General features: G+C 59.6%; 13 protein-coding genes. 7 read left to right on the top strand and 6 right to left on the bottom strand.

Translation table 11 applies throughout. The features are described 5' to 3' along the window. Positions 1 to 32: 32 nt before the first annotated feature. From ACILSL_RS10025 to araD, 4 genes are all read right to left on the bottom strand, one after another. Entirely contained in the window at positions 33 to 2,126 is a 2,094-nt protein-coding gene (locus ACILSL_RS10025) for a response regulator (protein WP_395731883.1), read from the bottom strand. Positions 2,127 to 2,133: 7 nt separating this feature from the next. Then, positions 2,134 to 3,774 (bottom strand): sensor histidine kinase, encoded by a 1,641-nt coding sequence (locus ACILSL_RS10020; protein WP_395731882.1) that lies wholly within the window; start codon positions 3,772 to 3,774, stop codon positions 2,134 to 2,136. After that, on the bottom strand, positions 3,762 to 4,454 hold the full coding sequence (locus ACILSL_RS10015) for a RedB protein (RefSeq protein ID WP_395731881.1): 693 nt from the start codon (positions 4,452 to 4,454) through the stop codon (positions 3,762 to 3,764). The genes ACILSL_RS10020 and ACILSL_RS10015 overlap by 13 nt, the downstream gene beginning before the upstream one ends. A gap of 360 nt (positions 4,455 to 4,814) precedes the next feature. Further along, positions 4,815 to 5,513: an L-ribulose-5-phosphate 4-epimerase AraD gene (gene araD / locus ACILSL_RS10010; RefSeq protein ID WP_395731880.1), complete on the bottom strand. Its 699-nt coding sequence runs from the start codon at positions 5,511 to 5,513 to the stop codon at positions 4,815 to 4,817. A gap of 125 nt (positions 5,514 to 5,638) precedes the next feature. Here araD and ACILSL_RS10005 point away from each other — a divergent pair, with 125 nt between their 5' ends. The 6 genes from ACILSL_RS10005 (at position 5,639) to ACILSL_RS09980 (ending at position 13,812) form a co-directional block, all read left to right on the top strand. Further along, positions 5,639 to 6,640, top strand: coding sequence for an AAA family ATPase (locus ACILSL_RS10005; protein ID WP_395731879.1), 1,002 nt, complete (start codon positions 5,639 to 5,641; stop codon positions 6,638 to 6,640). 13 nt (positions 6,641 to 6,653) lie between these two features. After that, complete coding sequence (locus tag ACILSL_RS10000) at positions 6,654 to 7,574, top strand: DUF58 domain-containing protein (RefSeq protein WP_395731878.1); 921 nt, start codon at positions 6,654 to 6,656, stop codon at positions 7,572 to 7,574. Beyond that, positions 7,571 to 8,131: a DUF4381 family protein gene (locus ACILSL_RS09995; protein ID WP_395731877.1), complete on the top strand. Its 561-nt coding sequence runs from the start codon at positions 7,571 to 7,573 to the stop codon at positions 8,129 to 8,131. The genes ACILSL_RS10000 and ACILSL_RS09995 overlap by 4 nt, the downstream gene beginning before the upstream one ends. Beyond that, positions 8,128 to 9,156: a VWA domain-containing protein gene (locus ACILSL_RS09990; RefSeq protein ID WP_395731876.1), complete on the top strand. Its 1,029-nt coding sequence runs from the start codon at positions 8,128 to 8,130 to the stop codon at positions 9,154 to 9,156. The genes ACILSL_RS09995 and ACILSL_RS09990 overlap by 4 nt, the downstream gene beginning before the upstream one ends. Positions 9,157 to 9,161: 5 nt before the next feature. After that, a complete protein-coding gene (locus ACILSL_RS09985; protein ID WP_395731875.1) occupies positions 9,162 to 11,156 on the top strand; it encodes a VWA domain-containing protein in 1,995 nt (664 codons plus the stop codon). Positions 11,157 to 11,247: 91 nt separating this feature from the next. Further along, positions 11,248 to 13,812: a hypothetical protein gene (locus ACILSL_RS09980; protein ID WP_395731874.1), complete on the top strand. Its 2,565-nt coding sequence runs from the start codon at positions 11,248 to 11,250 to the stop codon at positions 13,810 to 13,812. 12 nt (positions 13,813 to 13,824) lie between these two features. Here the strand turns inward: ACILSL_RS09980 and ACILSL_RS09975 are convergent, their stop codons facing one another. Further along, positions 13,825 to 14,361: a ferritin gene (locus tag ACILSL_RS09975; protein ID WP_395731873.1), complete on the bottom strand. Its 537-nt coding sequence runs from the start codon at positions 14,359 to 14,361 to the stop codon at positions 13,825 to 13,827. 160 nt (positions 14,362 to 14,521) lie between these two features. Here ACILSL_RS09975 and ACILSL_RS09970 point away from each other — a divergent pair, with 160 nt between their 5' ends. Then, complete coding sequence (locus ACILSL_RS09970; protein ID WP_395731872.1) at positions 14,522 to 15,790, top strand: MFS transporter; 1,269 nt, start codon at positions 14,522 to 14,524, stop codon at positions 15,788 to 15,790. Positions 15,791 to 15,799: 9 nt separating this feature from the next. Here the strand turns inward: ACILSL_RS09970 and ACILSL_RS09965 are convergent, their stop codons facing one another. Next, positions 15,800 to 16,183 carry an ATP-dependent Clp protease adaptor ClpS gene (locus ACILSL_RS09965; protein ID WP_395731871.1) on the bottom strand — a complete coding sequence of 128 codons (384 nt, stop codon included), beginning with the start codon at positions 16,181 to 16,183 and terminating at the stop codon, positions 15,800 to 15,802. Positions 16,184 to 16,214: the final 31 nt, after the last annotated feature.

Below are 16,214 nucleotides of genomic sequence, written 5' to 3'. Positions count from 1 at the left end.
CCTGGCATGGGAATGAATTTCGTTGCATCCGCTTACAGGGAGGTGGGGCGCTGCGTGTTCAGCACGGAGTGAAGCACTTCCAGCAAAGTTTCCGCAGTGTATGGTTTGGGGATGAAGTGTGTGACGCCCGCGTTTGCGGCCCTGGCCACCATGTCTTTCACACCCAGGCCGCTGGCGGCGATGATGCGCACCTTTGGATTCATGCGCATGAGCACCTGAATTGTCGCCGGCCCGTCCATGACGGGCATCATCATGTCCGTAAGCACCACTGAGATTTCGTCTTTGTGAGTGGCATACAAAGTCGATGCCTCGACACCGTCTGCCGCCGGCAGGATGCGATAGCCAAAGGACTCCAGGGTCTGACCGGTGATGTGTCGTACGGGCTCCTCGTCATCAATCAAGAGCACAAGCTCGCCATTGCCACGCCGCAGCTCAGTTTGCAAAGGGGGCGGCATGCTCACGCCATCCACCATCTGCGCCGGCAGGTATACCTGAAACTTGGAGCCCTTGTCCAGTTCACTTGAGACACGGATGAAACCCTGATGGCTTTTGATGATGGTAAGAGCGGAGGACAAGCCCAGCCCGGTGCCTTTGCCCAGTTCTTTGGTGGTGAAAAACGGTTCGAAAATGCGGTCAACAACATCTGGCGGCATGCCTGTGCCGGAATCTTCCAGCTCGATGAGGAGATAAGGCCCGGGCCTTGCCCCGGCAATCATCGTCGCGCATTGCTCATCCAGCAGGTGATTGCTGGCGCTGATTTTTAAAGTGCCACCGTTGGGCATGGCATCGCGCGCATTGACACACAAGTTGAGCAGCATCTGATGAATCTGCGTGGGATCTCCCTGCACGACCCACAGATTTGCCGGGATATCACTGCTGACCCAGATGTTCTTGAGGAAAGTTTCATTGGCGATTTTCTCGATGCCTTTGAGAAGGTGCGCGGCCTGCACATCCACGCGCTGCCCCTCAATGCCCCGCGAAAATGAGAGCACCTGCCGCACCATGTCGGCCCCACGTCTGGCACTGTTTTCGATTGTTGCCAGCACCCCCATCCGCTGCGCATCCTGCTCATCAAGCTTCAGCAGTTCGATGGACATCATGATGGGAGTCAGGGCGTTGTTGAGATCATGAGCAATGCCTCCTGCCAATGTGCCCAGGCTCTCCATGCGCTGGGAGCGCAGAAGTTTTTCCTCCACTTTTTTGCGCTCGGTGATGTCGGTGTTGATCACCAGAATGCTGTGTGGCTGGCCTGCGGCATCACGCAGCAGGGTCCACCTGCCTTCGACGATGAGCTTGCGGCCATCTTTGCCCACCTGGTGCAGGTCACCGTCCCATTGCCCAGCCTGCATCACTTTTTCGAATGCCTGCTGAAAAACTTCAGAGTTTTGGTCTTTGAGCTCGGTCACCAGTCGTCCGACCGCCTCCGCCGCAGTCCAGCCATAGAGCCGTTCAGCGCTCTTGTTCCAATAGGTGACCCGGTGATCAAGGCCGCATACCAGGATGGCGTCTCTGGACAGTTCGAGCAGGGAGGCTTTTTCGTGGGCTGCCAGCTTGGAGGCCTCCAGCTCCTGCGTGCGCAGTTTCACACGTTGTTCGAGGTCCTGCAGATGCGATTTGGATTCCAGCAGCAAGCGTGATTTCTCCGTGAGTGAAATGGCCAACTGAAGCACCTCGATGATGTCGAAGGGCTTTTTCAAAATGAGCATGCGATCACGTGGCTTGATCTGCTCCTGAACCTCGCTCCAGCAGCAGTCCGCATAGGCGGTGCAGATCACGATCTGCATGTCAGGGCAGACCTGCCAGATCTGCCGTGTCGTTTCGATGCCGTCCCAGCCCGGGGGCATGCGGACATCGACAAAAGCCATGTCATAGGGCAGCCCCTCCGCCTGAGCCTTCTTGACCATCTGCAGTCCTTCCTCCCCCTGAGATGCGGTGTCGATGGTGAAAGTTTGTTTGGCAGCCTCTGTCTGAAGCGGGGCACCAAACAACGCGGCCTCAGCGGCCTCCAGCGCGTCATCTGCAGCGTTGACCGGCGCCAGGATTTTGCGGAAGTCATCATGAATGGACCGGTTGTCATCGATGACCAAAATTCGCCGATGCGCTGCTGTCGTGGTTGTTTGTGTCATGGTTGGATTAATTCTCCAATGGCAGTGTCAATGTGAAGGTGGCGCCCAGCCCCGGACCATCGCTGTGAGCTTTTAAAGTTCCGCCCAACTCCCTGGCGGCCAGCGCGCCGCTGTGCAGACCAAAACCGTGCCCCAGCTTTTTGGTGGTGAAGCCGTGTGAGAAAATGCGGCTGAGATTTTCGGGGGCGATGCCGGTGCCATTGTCGATGACGGCAATTTCCAGCAGCCCCTCCTGGTTTTGTGTCACACGCACCATCATGCGCCGGTCGCCCTCACTTTGATCCAGTGCGTGCTTGGCATTGCTCAGCAGGTTCACGAGAATCTGCATGGCTTTATGGCGGTCCGTTTTCAATGGAGGCACCTGATCGATTTCACAGACCACATTGACTTCGTGACGAGTCAAGCTTGCGGCATTGATGCGGATGCTGTCGTCCACCAAGTCGGCCACGGAAAGCACTTCGACGACCCCGGTGCCACGTGCGTAGCGCTGCTGCATGGCGACGATCTCCTTGATGTGATCGATGTTTTTTTTGAGCATTTCCATTTCCTGCAGAATGGCCTGCTGAGGCTCTGACAGATGCAGAGCCAGCTTGAGCAGGTAGTCCGGCAGCATTTTCCCGCGCGGATCCGTGGCGAGGAAGGCGGGCAGGTCTGCCGAGTTCTGCTGCAAGAGCTCGGCCACGTTTTTCAGGCTTCCGGTCCTGAACTCACGCACCTTGCTAGTCGCCAGCTCTGCCGAAACACCAACGCTGTTGAGGACGTTGCCCACATTGTGCAGAACGCTGGTGGCCACCTCAGCCATGCCAGCGAGACGCGAGGTTTCGAGCAATTCGGCCTGCGTCCTGCTTAATTCCGTCGTGCGCTCCACCACCTGACGTTCGATTTCCTCGTTGCTGCCTTCGAGTGTGGCGCGACGCAGGGCGATCTCGGACATTTCCTGGAGCATCCTGCGGATGGCGACAAACAGAATGATGTCTTCGAACAGCACCCACCCTACATGCTCGACCCAGCGCCATGAACTGGCGGTCAGCACACCGAAGACGGACTGAGGCCAGAACAAGTCGCGGAGGAGATGATCACCGGCCGCCACGATGGTGGCAGTCACGAGCACACGCCAGTCACGGTAGAAGGCGAGAAAAGCCAGGGAGCCGAAAATGTGGAAGTGTGTTTCGATGCGACCGCCGGTCAGATGGATCAGAAGCGCAGAAGTCAGCACCTGGGCGACGGCAATGACATGGCGGGTTATTACCAGGCCGGGATGCTGCCAAGCCAGCCATGCCGGAAAGCCGCTGATCGCGCCGCCGAGCAGAATTGCGGCCCAGACATGGACGTGGACCTGGCTCGAGTCACCAATCCAAGTGAGTGGGGAAATCCACAAGGCGGCGGCAATGCCCGCCAGCCACTGCACGATCATGAGCCGGGCAAACAGCTGATCTGTGTGGCGGTGCAGATCATTCTCTGCGGCGCGAAACAGCTCTGTCGCACGTTGTTGCAGTGCTGAGTCGGGCGGTGGCAATGGACGTGCCGCCGTGTCATCAACCAGCGGGCTGGTTTGCTGACGCAATCCACTGGAGGAGCCATGCAACACTGCGGGTGTTTGCTGCAACGGGTGGTCTTTTGACAGAGGACGCGCGGCTACGGCTGGCATGCGGTGCATTCCTTTTGAGTTTTCCCCCATCCGAGAGCACAGCCGAAAACAGGGGAACTGGTGGCCGGGGGGATTTTTTGCTTCAACAAACTCTCGATGGCATCTCGCCCGGGATTGTCTCCGGCATGGCCGCGGGCCAGGGTGATGCCGCCCTGAAAAACCAGCCCGCCATCGGCACCATAGAGCAGAGTCTGGCCCGAGGTGACCGCCTGAAAACGGCGCGCTTCTTCGCCTTCATGATCAATATTCACCTGAACTCCGGGGATGGAGGCTGCAGCATGCCATAAGTCGGTTTTAACCCATGCGTCATCCATGCCCTCCGGCTGGATAAACCACACCTGGGTGCTGAACTTTCCCGGGCAGTGCGCCACGAGCTGTTCGAGCTCGCCGAGGGTTGCGCGGGAGCAAGGGCAGCGAGGATGTAGAAACATCACGAGCTGGGAATGACCTGACTGACGATGTGCCCGGCTGGTTTCCGGCCATTGCGCTGGCGGGGTGCCCATAGCCCCGGCCGTTTGGGAGTAATGTGCCAACAGCAAGCCTCCTGTGAGAACCACCGAAAGCCAGGCCACGGCAAAAGTACTGATTTTCAATGCGGCAGAACCAAACCGCATCGGCCCGATCACCTTTTCAAGTGAGGGCGTTGAATGAGACGAGTTTGGCAAACCGGGGCTGATCACCCCTAAACATAAGGGTCGCCGCCAAGCCCCCCCAACTAAGCCATGCTTTATTTGACACGACGAGCCGCTGAGCGCCCAGACTTTCCGATTCTCGTTTTATCAATTGATTTCCAATGGTATATCACCGGAATCCGAGGATCTGCTGGGCTCAGGACTGCGCACAGCCCTTGCACCATTGAAGCTTTCGCTGTGTGCATGCTTGTAACCGGCTGGATCGAGCGTCTGCCAGAGCCTGTCCCTTCTTTCGCTGGAACAGCCGGTCTGGAGGAGAACGGCCAGCAGCCCTGGCAGTAGCAGCAGTCGCTGAAAACGGGGGGGAGAGAGTGGTTCGCGAGTTTTCATCAGTGAGGAAGGCTGGGGTTATTTCTGTCCGTAATACGCGCCCGGGCCGTGCTTGCGCAAATGATGCTTTTCCAGGATGTGGCCGGGAATGGGGCCTAAGGCAGGATTTAGAGTGGCGGAGCCGAGGGCCATGTGAGCACACATTTCGAGGGCGATGCTGTTTTTGAGCGAATCCAAGGAGTTTTTGCCAAAAGTGAAGGGTGCGTGATGAATCTGCAGGACAGCGGGCATTTCGAGCGGGCTGAGTTGCAGCTCGCGCAGGCGCTCGACGATGGCGACCCCGGTGAAATGCTCATAGTCCTGGGTCACTTCTTCGGGTGTGAGCGCGCGCACCAGTGGAACGGTGCCGTGAAAGTGGTCTGCGTGCGTGGTGCCAAAGCAGGGAATCTCACGACCTGCCTGCGCAAACATGGCGGCATGCAGGCTGTGCGTGTGGGTGATGCCGCCAATCTCGGGAAATTCGCGGTAGAGGACGAGGTGCGTTTTCGTGTCTGAGGAGGGCCGGAGGCTGCCCTCCACCACGCGGCCATCCAGGTCGAGAACAACGATGTCGGCGGGCTTGAGCTCCAAATAATCCACGCCGCTGGGCTTGATGGCCCAGAGACCGGAAGCGCGGTCGATGCCGCTGACGTTGCCCCAGGTCAGGCGCACGAGGCCGCTGGGCTCCAGGGCACGGTTGGCTTCACAGACTTGTTCACGGAGGTCTTGGAGGGTCATTGCCGACAAGAAAGCCCAAACGTCTTACAATTCCAGCAACATAAACCGGCCCATGGGGCGTTAATACACTGATCCTTGAGAGTTGACGCGGGGAACGCCCCCGTTGACCAGTACCGCACACACACATGCCAGCCTCCGTCGCCCCCCCTGCTGTTCCTGATCAGGAAGCCATCGCCAAAGCCTCCCTCTGGGTGGCTCCGCTCCGAACCGAAATCGCCCGCGTGCTGATCGGGCAGACCGCTCTGGTGGACCGCCTGCTGGTGGCGCTGCTGACCAACGGCCACGTGCTGCTGGAAGGTGTGCCGGGCATCGCCAAGACACTCGCCGTGCGCACGCTGTCGGGAACGTTGAAGGCGAAGTTTCAGCGCATTCAATTCACGCCCGACCTGCTGCCGGCGGATGTCATCGGTACCATGGTGTACCATCCGAAAGACGGCACGTTCACGCCGCGACTGGGTCCAATTTTTGCCAATCTGGTGCTGGCAGATGAGATCAACCGAGCCCCGGCCAAGGTTCAGAGCGCCCTGCTCGAAGCCATGCAGGAGCGGCAGGTCACGATCGGCGAAAACACACACAAGCTGCCGGACCCCTTCATGGTGCTGGCCACGCAGAACCCGATCGACCAGGAGGGTACGTATACGCTGCCAGAAGCCCAGCTCGACCGCTTCCTGCTCAAAATCCGCGTCACCTACCCGACACCGGTGGAAGAACGCATGGTGCTGGATGCGATGGCCACTTCGGCGCCGAAACTCGATGTGAACCAGATCACGGACGTGACGGCCATTAGTGCGAGCCGCGTGGTGGTGAACGAGTTGTTCATGGATGAAAAGATCCGCGATTACATCGTGGCCCTGATTCATGCCACACGCCACCCTGAGGCGCTGGCCCCGCACCTGAAGCTGCTCATCCGCTGCGGCGCCTCACCGCGCGGCACGATCAATCTGGCGCTGGCCGCCAAGGCGCTGGCCTTCCTCAACGGCCGCAACTACGTCATTCCGCAGGATATCAAAGACCTCGCCCCGGACATCCTGCGCCACCGCATTCTGCTTTCTTATGAAGCCGAGGCGGAAGGGGTGACGACGGATGATGTGGTGAAGACACTGCTCGACAAGCTGCCTGTTCCTTAACACCGCCCACACCGTGAACGGGGAAACTGTGCAGAACGACAACGACGCCAAACTCACGCGCATCCTCAAGCGCGTGCGGCGCATCGAGCTGCTCACGCGAGGCATGGTGAAGGAGATGCTGGGCGGCCAGTATCACTCCCGATTCAAAGGCCAGGGAATCGAGTTTGATGATTTCCGGGAGTACCAACCCGGCGACGATGTGCGCTTTATCGACTGGAACGTCACTGCGCGCATGAACGATCCGTTTGTGCGCAAGTACGTGGAGGAACGTGAGCTGACGGTGATGATCTGCGTCGATGTCAGCGGCTCGGGCGACTACGGCAGCCAGGAGGACTCGAAACGCGAACGTGCGGCGGAGATTGCGGCGGTGTTTGCCTTCAGCGCCGTGCAGAACCAGGACAAGGTGGGGCTCACGCTCTTTTCCGACGGCATTGAGCACTACCTGCCAGCCCGCAAAGGGGCACCCCATGCCCTGCGCATCCTGCGTGACATTTTAAACAACGAACCCAAGAGGCACGGCACGGACATCAAGCCCGCGCTTGACCTTGCGCTCGAACGCATCGCCCATCGGGCGCTGGTGATCCTGGTTTCGGATTTCATCACACCAGATCATGCCTGGGAGAAAAGCCTGCGGGCTGTTGCGGCGAAACACGACGTGGTGGCGGCGCAGATCCTGGACCCGCGTGAAATCACGCTGCCGGACGCAGGCCGCGTCTGCCTCGAAGACCCGGAGACCGGGGAGCAGTTTCTCGTCAACACTTCTCATCCGGCTGTGCGCGAGCAGTATGAACAACGTCTGGCGGAACGGCAGAACGCGCTGGTGCACCTGCTGCGGCGCTGCGGCGTGGAGCGCATCACGGTGCGCACTGACGAGGACTACGCGCCTGCCTTGAAAGCCTATTTCCGTTCGCGCAAAAGGAGGAAACGCGGATGAAGCCTGCGCTGCATTTTCTGCACATCCTGCTGGCGCAGTTTCAGGGGCCGGGCCCCCTGCCGCACCCTGAACTGCCACCACCTGACAGCGTGCAACTGCCGCCGCCATGGTGGATTCCATGGGCGATCGCGCTGCTGCTTTGCCTGTTGATCGCCCTCATCGTCTGGCTGCTTGTCCGGCCGAAGGAGACACCCTCAGCACCGCTGCGGCAGCCATGGAGTTCGGCCTTTCGCGCATTGAATGAACTGCGCGCACGTACTCAATCCATTCCGCCACAGGACGTGAGTCACAGGATCTCGCAGATTCTGCGGCGTTACCTGCAGGAACGCTACTCCGTGCCAGCGCCAGCCCGCACAACACGCGAATTGTTTGAAGGCAAAACAGACCGGCAGCCCGGCATGCCTGTGCCGCGATCCCAGGGAATGTGGCGCGAACGGTTTGAACCCGTGGCTCATTTGTGTGACGAGATCTCGTTCATGCCGGCTCCCCGTACGGAAGAGGAATCGACCATGCTCATCGATCAGGCGCTCGAACGCATGCAGGAGGAAAAGCCATGACGATCCCGGGCATCCCTGCATTTCAGATCTTCCACCCTCTATGGCTGCTGCTGCTGCCCTTGGTGCCGCTGCTGGCGATGCTGCGTGGTGCACGCGGCAAGCGAGCTGCCATCAAATTTCCCACCGCCGCACTGCTAGGTGAACTCGGCAGGCCGGCGCGCAGCCGACTGGGCGGCTTCGTCTTTGGCCTCATTCTAACGAGCCTGATCTTCGGCATCCTGGCGCTGTCACGACCGCAAAAAGTCCTGTCCTACGAGGAAGAAAAAGCCAATGGCATTTCGATCATGCTGACGGTGGATGTCTCGCTGTCGATGCTGATCGAAGACTTCTACATCGGGGGGCAGCCTGTGAACCGCCTTACAGCGGCCAAGCGCGTGATGGCGGACTTCATCAAAGGCCGCCGCAGTGACAAAATCGGCATCGTGGCCTTTGCCGGGGAAACCTACCTGCCCTGCCCGCTCACGCTGGACCGTGACTGGCTGATCAACAATCTCGACCGTGTGCAGACCCAGCGCGTGGGTGACGGCACCGCCATCGGGTCCGGCATCGCCTCCGCCGCCAACCGCATGCGTCGTGAAAAAACGCCGAGCAAAGTCATCGTGCTGCTGACGGATGGCGCGAACAATTCCGGCCGGCTCAGTCCGCAGGATGCCGCGAAGCTGGCGGCGACGCTGGGAATCAAGATCTACACCATCGCCATCGGCACGCCGGGCATTCACAGCATCCCGGATCCCCGACGCGGCACGTTCACGCCGGTGGGACAGCAGTTGTTTGATGAAGGTACGCTCAAGGAAGTCGCCGCCATCGGCAACGGCCAGTTCTACATGGCGCAAAACCTGAGCTCGCTCAGCGATGTGTTTGACACCATCGACAAGCTCGAAAAAACCAAAATCGAACATCACAAAATCATCGAAACGGAAGAGCTGTTTCCCTGGCCGCTCGCCGTTTCGGCCATCGCGTTGTTTCTCGCGCTGCTGCTGTCTTTGACCGTTTTGCATTCGGCCCCTGAGCCAGTCGCCACCTGATTGTCATGAGCTTTGCCCACCAACACCTGCTCTGGTTCCTGCTGATTATTCCCGCACTGGTGGGAATGAAGCTGCTGGTGGATGGGCAGGCCTCCAAGGCGGAGCGCCTTTTCACCGCAGTGCGTCTGCGAAAGACGCTCGTCATGGGCCGCTCTCTGTGGCGTTCATGGCTGGTGTATGGTTTGTACATCATGGCCATGGCCTGCCTGGTCGTCGCCGTGGCCCAACCGCGCTGGGGGGAAGAAAAGCTCGAGGTTCCTGACAAGGGGCGCAACATCTTCATCGCCATCGACACCTCACGATCGATGCTCGCGCGCGATGTGCCACCTGACCGCCTGACGCGGGCACGACTGGCAGCGCATGACCTTGTGATGGAGCTCAGCGGAGAGCGAGTGGGCCTGCTGGCCTTTGCCGGTCGCGCGTACCTGCAGGCGCCGCTCACGACTGACCATGACGCCATCATTGAGTCGTTGCTGGCCTTCGACCACACGATCATCGAGTGGGGCGGGAGCAATCTGGCTGATTTGCTGGAGGTAACGCTGCGTGCCATCAAAGGCCTGCCAAAGAGCAATTACGCACTGGTCATTTTCAGCGACGGTGGGGATGCTGATGCGAACCTCGTTCCCTACATCCAGCGGCTCACTGCTGCGGGAATCGTTGTCGTCACCGTGGGCGTGGGTACCGACACTGGAACTCTCATTCCGAATCCCGAGGTGGAAGGTGATTACATCCGAGACGAGGCTGGCAATGTGGTGCGGTCACAGCTGCAAAGCGGTGTGCTGCAACAACTGGCCACCGCCACCGGCGGACGCTTCCTCAAACTTGACACCCGGCCGCTCAACCGACAGTCCATTCAGCCCGTGCTCGACCGCCTGACGGAGCAGGAGTCCGCCAACCGGCAGACTTCGAGGCCGATTGAGCGCTTTGCCTGGCCGCTGAGTCTGGGTATATTCCTGCTCATGCTCGCCTGGATCATCAGTGCCCTGCCCCGTCCTGCCGCACGCCCGGTCGTGCTGGCGCTGGCTGTTGCCGCCTTTGCGCCTGCACCTTCTGCTCAGGCCGCTGGAGCAGGAGGGATGTTCGCCGCTCTTTTTGCAACGAGCGGACCCACACCGGATGATGCGCTCAAAGCACTCAAGGCCGGTGATTTCAAAAAGGCCCGCGACCTTTATGGAACGCTGCTGGAACGCGAGGACTTCGACGCGCACTCCCGGGAAGAACTCCTCTATGGTATGGCCACGGCGGAGCATGACCTCACCAACTACGATGGCAGCGTCAAGAACTTCAGCGAAGTGCTCCACACGCAGGACAAATCCCTGCGTGCACGCGCGCACCGCGGTCTCGGCCAGACGTTGTACGATCAAGGCGTGCGAGGTCTGCAGCAGCAGCCGAAGATCACGCTTCAACGCTGGACCGACGCGCTGCGTCATCTGGAAGCAGCGCAGGATCTCGCCCCTGAGAACAAGGAACTGCGCGAAAACCGAGACCATGTGGACAAAATGCTGGCCCAGCTGCGCCAGGTGATGAAGCAGATGGAAGAAAAGCAGGGCAAAAAAGGCGACAAAGGCAAGAAGGGGCAAAAAGGCGATAAGGGACAAGGCCAGCAAGGTGAAGAAGGAGACGAGGGAGATGCTGGCAAAGAAGGCAGCGACCCGAACGGTGAAGGTGACCCCAAGGAACAAAAAGAGGGCAAAGGTGAAAAGAAGGAGGCTGATGACGGCATCGGCGGCAAGGATGCCAAAGAATTGCCCGATGGACGGCTCCAGGCCGCAGGCAGCAACCCAGGCGAAAAAGAAGGCCAGAAGGGCAAAGAGGGCGAGAAGCCCGGTGGAGACGAGAAGAAAAAAACAGCCAAGGAAGGTCTGTCTGATCAACGCAACCCGCGCACCGGTTACACCCCCGGCGAGGCGGAAGGGATCATCCGCCAGTATATGGATGAAATCACCGCGCCGCTGACCAACCGCTACCATACCCCGCCGCCGAATAAAAAAGACTGGTGAGCAGCCGGTCTCCGGCAATGACGAACGAAATTTTCAAGCTCGAATGATTCAAAGCCTCCACAACCACTCACTCCAGGCATGGTCCGCAGTCATGACCGGTATTCCGAGAGTTCGTCCTTGGAAGTCCGCCCCTCATTCCATCTTGCTGCAGGTGCTGCTGTTCCTGACATTCCTTAGTTCCAGCGCCTCCGCAGCAACGGTGCGCGCTTATCTACAGCCGGACCATGCGCACACAGGTCAGGAGGTCAGCTACGTCATCACCGTACAAGATGGCATCATTCAAAAAGAGCCAGAATTGCGACTCCCGGTGCAAGTAGGCATGACCACTGCACTCGCCACCCGGCAGAAAATCGACATCCAAGGTGCGCAGCAGATCATCTCTTCGCAGTTTGTCTGGGGCGTCGCCAGCAACGAACCTGGCGAGTTTGTCATTCCACCGCAGGAGGTGCTTGTGAATGGAGAGATCCTCAAAACGAATGAGGTTCGCCTCATCGTCAGTGAATCTCCAACGGCCGCTTCCACTGCAGCCGAAGATCCCACCATACCGCTGTTTCAAATCGAAGTCGGCAAGACGGAGATCTACCAGGGCGAGGTGGTTCCCATCAGTGCCAGCCTGTTTGTGCCGCGCGGCAGCGTGATGCTGCGCCGGGTCGGCCTGATCGAGGTGAACAAAAGTGATTTTGCGATCGCCCGGTTTCCGCAGCAGGCCGACCAGAACCCGCAGCGCATCAACGACATTGATTACGTGGTCATCACCTACCGCAGCACGCTCTCCGCACTCCATGCGGGGGATTTGAAAGTGGGCCCCGCCACTTGTGAGCTGTTGTACGAGGTATTTGATGAAGCCACCCAGAGACAGATGAGCCGGGGGCTGCCTTTTGGCATGGTCATGGGTGGAGCGGAGCCACGAAAGCAGGTGGTCAAAAGCCAGGAGGTGAAGATCAAGGTTCTGCCGCTTCCCACCGAAGGCAAACCTGCAAACTTCAGCGGTGCCGTCGGTGATTTCAGCATCAGCGCCACGGCCACACCGAACGAACTCAGCGTGGGTGATCCGCTGGCGGTGGACATCACCATCGACGGTTCGGGCAATTTCGAGGCGCTCAACGCACCCGGTCTTGTGCCGCCTGAGGGTTGGAAGGCCTACCCTCCGCGGCGTTACAATGTGGACGGCCCGATCGACCCCAATCTCACACCCGCCATGCAGCGCCGCATTGGTTATTCGATGGTCTTTGTACCGGAGAAAGTGCATCCCCAGCTGCCACCGTTTGAACTGAGCTACTTCAGTCCTACGCAGAGGAAATACATCGCCGCACGGACCCCGCCGATTGCGCTGCGCATCAAGCCCGGTGCCATGGTGGCAGCTGCTGCAGGTGTGGAAAGCAGTGGCAATGGTGACACACCGAAGCCGCCTGCTGTGCAGCAGCCCAAGCCGCAGATCAGTGACATCCTCATGAACGTTCCGGCCAAAGCGCGGTGGCTGGGCACAACCGCCGCCAGCCCGCCCCTCACCACCAGCGCACGCTTCTGGGCGATTCAGTCGATTCCGGCGGCACTCGTGATTCTGGTGACGCTGTTCACGTGGTTTCGCCGGCATCGAGCAGAAGCCACGAGCGGACTGCGGGGCGAACTGCAGCAAATGTGGCATGGGCTGGAGGAAAGCAATCTCGCGGATCGTGATTTCCTGCAGCGCGCCGCCCACTTCATTCACCGCAGCCAGCCGGGCGAAGTGAAGGACGAGGAACTGCGGCAGATCATCCGCCGCTATGAAACCCAAAGTTTCACCGGAGCTCCCACCGCAGGACAAGCGCTTGGCGCGGGAGAACGCAGACGCATCCTGTCCACGCTGGCACCTCTGCTGAAACGCACCGCCCTGCTGATCGCCGCGCTGGCCACGATTTCACTGAATGCCGGCGCCGCAGATGCTTCCCCTGATGAGGTGTATCAACAGGCACGCGAGGCCCTGGAAAAAGGCAAGTTCACCCAGGCGCAGTACCTTGGTGAATCACTCACCAAACAGCAGCCGCCCGCCCTGAGCTCTGCGGTCTTCACCCTCATCGCCAACGCCCGTTATCGGCAGGACGATATGGGGCGTGCAGCGTTGTGGTACCAGCGTGCGCAACTGCTGGATCCCTTGAATCCTGAAGTGAGGCAGAATCTGCGGCACCTTGATGAAAAAGTGCGATTCTTCCGATTCGGTGAGGATTCTCCGCTGGCTGAGTGGAGCCTGCTGCTGAACAAGAACACCTGGGTCATCGCCGCATCCGCAGGTGTATGGCTCATTCTGCTGGCCCTCATGCGCTGGATTCTCGCGTCCTCACAGAAAGGCGGCAGCGGCGCTTCCGCGCTGATATTCAGCCTCATCGGCCTGCTGGTTTTCATTCCTTCAGCCGCTTTCGCCGCCATCCGGCCAGCGCCGGGGGACCGCGTGAAGGATGTGATGGTGGTCACCGCACGCGAAGTCAACGTCTACACCTCAGCCACCATCACTTCCGGTAATGTCATTGCGCTCCCACCCGGCAGCCAGGTGCGTTTGCTCGAAAAACGCGGAGCCTGGAGCTATGTCGAAGTCCCCAGCGGCGACGAACACGTGCGCGGCTGGGTCGAATCCGCCACGTACACACCACTGTGGCCGTGGGATATGCAGTTGCTGCCGTAAAGGGCGTCAATCTCAAGCACCACCGCCAACCATGTTTGGGCGGGAGCCGCCACCTGTGGACTTTCGGCTTCCTGCTTCACGGTCAAGGACGAGGAGGCTGGCGGCATCATCGCCGGCAAGTTTGAGGCGATCGAGCATGTCGCGCACGGTCTTTTCCTCCTCCATCTGCTCATTGAGGAACCAGAGCAGGAGGTTTTTCGAAGCATGGTCTTTGACCTGTTCCGCCACTTCGTACAAGTCATTGATCTGCTGGGTGACCTTTTCCTCCTGCTTCAGGCTGTATTGAAAAGCGTCCATCACCGATTTGTAGTCCATCTTGGGCTTCTCAATCGGCTGCAGCTCCACTTTGGCATCACGATCCACGAGATACTGGTAGAACTTCAGCGCATGCATGGTCTCCTCGCCGCTCTGGGCAAACATCCACTGGGCAAAGCCAGCATATGGAGTGCGCTCAAACCACGCCGCCATGGCGAGATAGACGTAGCTGGAGGACATTTCGTTGTTGATCTGCTCATTGAGCAGCTTGGTGAGCTTGGGATTGAGTGTCATGGTGTGCGTTGGTTTTGAATACGCAGAGATTGAACCAGCTGAGCTAACCCAGCGCAAGACTGCTCCCTGCTTTTTTCAGACTGGAAAAGCGCCGCAGAAAGGTAACGGACGATTCGCTTTCCTTTAAGCCAGTCCGCGCCACGGTGCAGCCTCCCCAGCGATGCCATCCGACACCGCAGTCTCACCTCAACAGCACCACCCGCAGGTCGTGCGGCGGAACTTCATCTGCCACTGCCTGGAAGGCGGATTGTACATGGGAGGTGTGGCGTTTCTGCAGCCGGAGACTGTGATGCCCAAGATGGTGGAGCAACTGGGTGGACGCTCGGCGATCATCGCGATCATGCCCGCCATCCTGCCAGCGGCGTTTGCCATGGCAGGACTGTTTGTGTCACCGCTGGTGGAGCGACTCGTGAAGTTCAAGCTGTGGGTGATGAGCTTTGGTCTGCTGCAACGGCTGCCCTACCTCATCACGGGGCTGGTGCTGTGGTTCTGGCAGGATGCCGGCCCATGGCTGCTGCCCGTGGTGGTGCTGACGCCGGTGGTCTCCGGCCTCATTGGCGGCGTGGGTGTGGTGGCCTGGATGGAAATGGTGACGCGCATGGTACCGGAGCGTGTCCGTGCGGCAGGCTGGGCCGCACGCTACATCACACAGGCGTGCATCGGCATGGTGGCGGGGGCGGTGATCCATCAGGTGCTCACCCATGCACCTGGTCAGCGCGGCTACGCGGTGCTGCACCTGATCACGTTTGGCTTTTTGTTTCTGTCCTGGCTGTCGCAGTCGTTCATGCGTGAACTGCCGGCGGCACATCATTATCATCCGCACTCTGGCAGCTACTGGAGCTATCTGCGCAGCCTGCCCGGCCTGCTGGGCAAACATCCGCAACTGCGCAAACTGATTGCAGCGCGTTTCACCGGCATGGGCTATCTGATGGTGGTTTCATTTCTCACCCTGCATGCGCTGCACATCACGGGCCGGCCGGAGGCGGATGAGGGCCGTTTTGTTTCCTTCCAGAACATCGGCACCATTCTCGGCAGCCTGCTCGCGGCCTGGCTGGGGTATCACAAAGGTGGCAGGGTGCTGCTGATTCTCTCCCGCGTCATCTGCATCACCATGTGCATCTGGGCCAGCCTGACGCATTCTTTTGGCGGTTTCACCGCTGCTTACTTCATCCTCGGCTTCGGCCTGTTTCTGGATCGTGTGGGCGATCTGACGCTCACCGCAGAGCTCTGCCCGCAGGAACGCCGCTCCACACTGCAAGCCATTCTAGGCTTCTGCAACGTGTGGTCGCTGATGATCACCACGAGCCTAGGAGGAGTGATTTATTCTCTCAGCGGTTCGTTCTACCTCGTCGCCTGCCTGGCAGCGGTGATGTCGGTCATTTCGATCCTGATTCTGCGCGGCATTCCGGAGCCGCGTGGAAAAAGCTGAACAACGCGGCTACTCCGAGCACTCGATCAACGCCTTCATGGAGACTTGTCCTTGAGGGCTGGTTTCTTGTGGGTCCGGCCCGTATTCCTCAATCTGCTGCTGCCGCAATTCTGCCAGTTCCTTGTGAACTGTGGCCACGATCACGCGCCCCTTGTTGTCCACTTCCTCGGCCATGCGGTTACCCAGTGCCGCCGAATGCCCAAAAATGGCATGCAGCATTTCGACCACATATTCCACCGAGTGGAAATCGTCATCCAGCAGGATGACATGCCAGGGGGGCTCCAGCGCGGGCGGTACTGTCAGCGGCTGCACACGCGGCAGGTGAGGAGCCACGCGGGGCTGGCGCGGTCTGACCGGAGCTGTCGCGCAGCGGATGTCAGCAAGGGAGATCATCGAGTTTAATATGCTGCAGCCTGGCCTTCTC

Origin of the sequence: Prosthecobacter sp. (assembly GCF_044222345.1) — a bacterium.
Taxonomy (GTDB): Bacteria; Verrucomicrobiota; Verrucomicrobiia; order Verrucomicrobiales; family Verrucomicrobiaceae; genus Prosthecobacter.
Note: the sequence above shows the minus strand (reverse complement) of the source record. Positions and strands in the feature narration are given on the sequence as shown.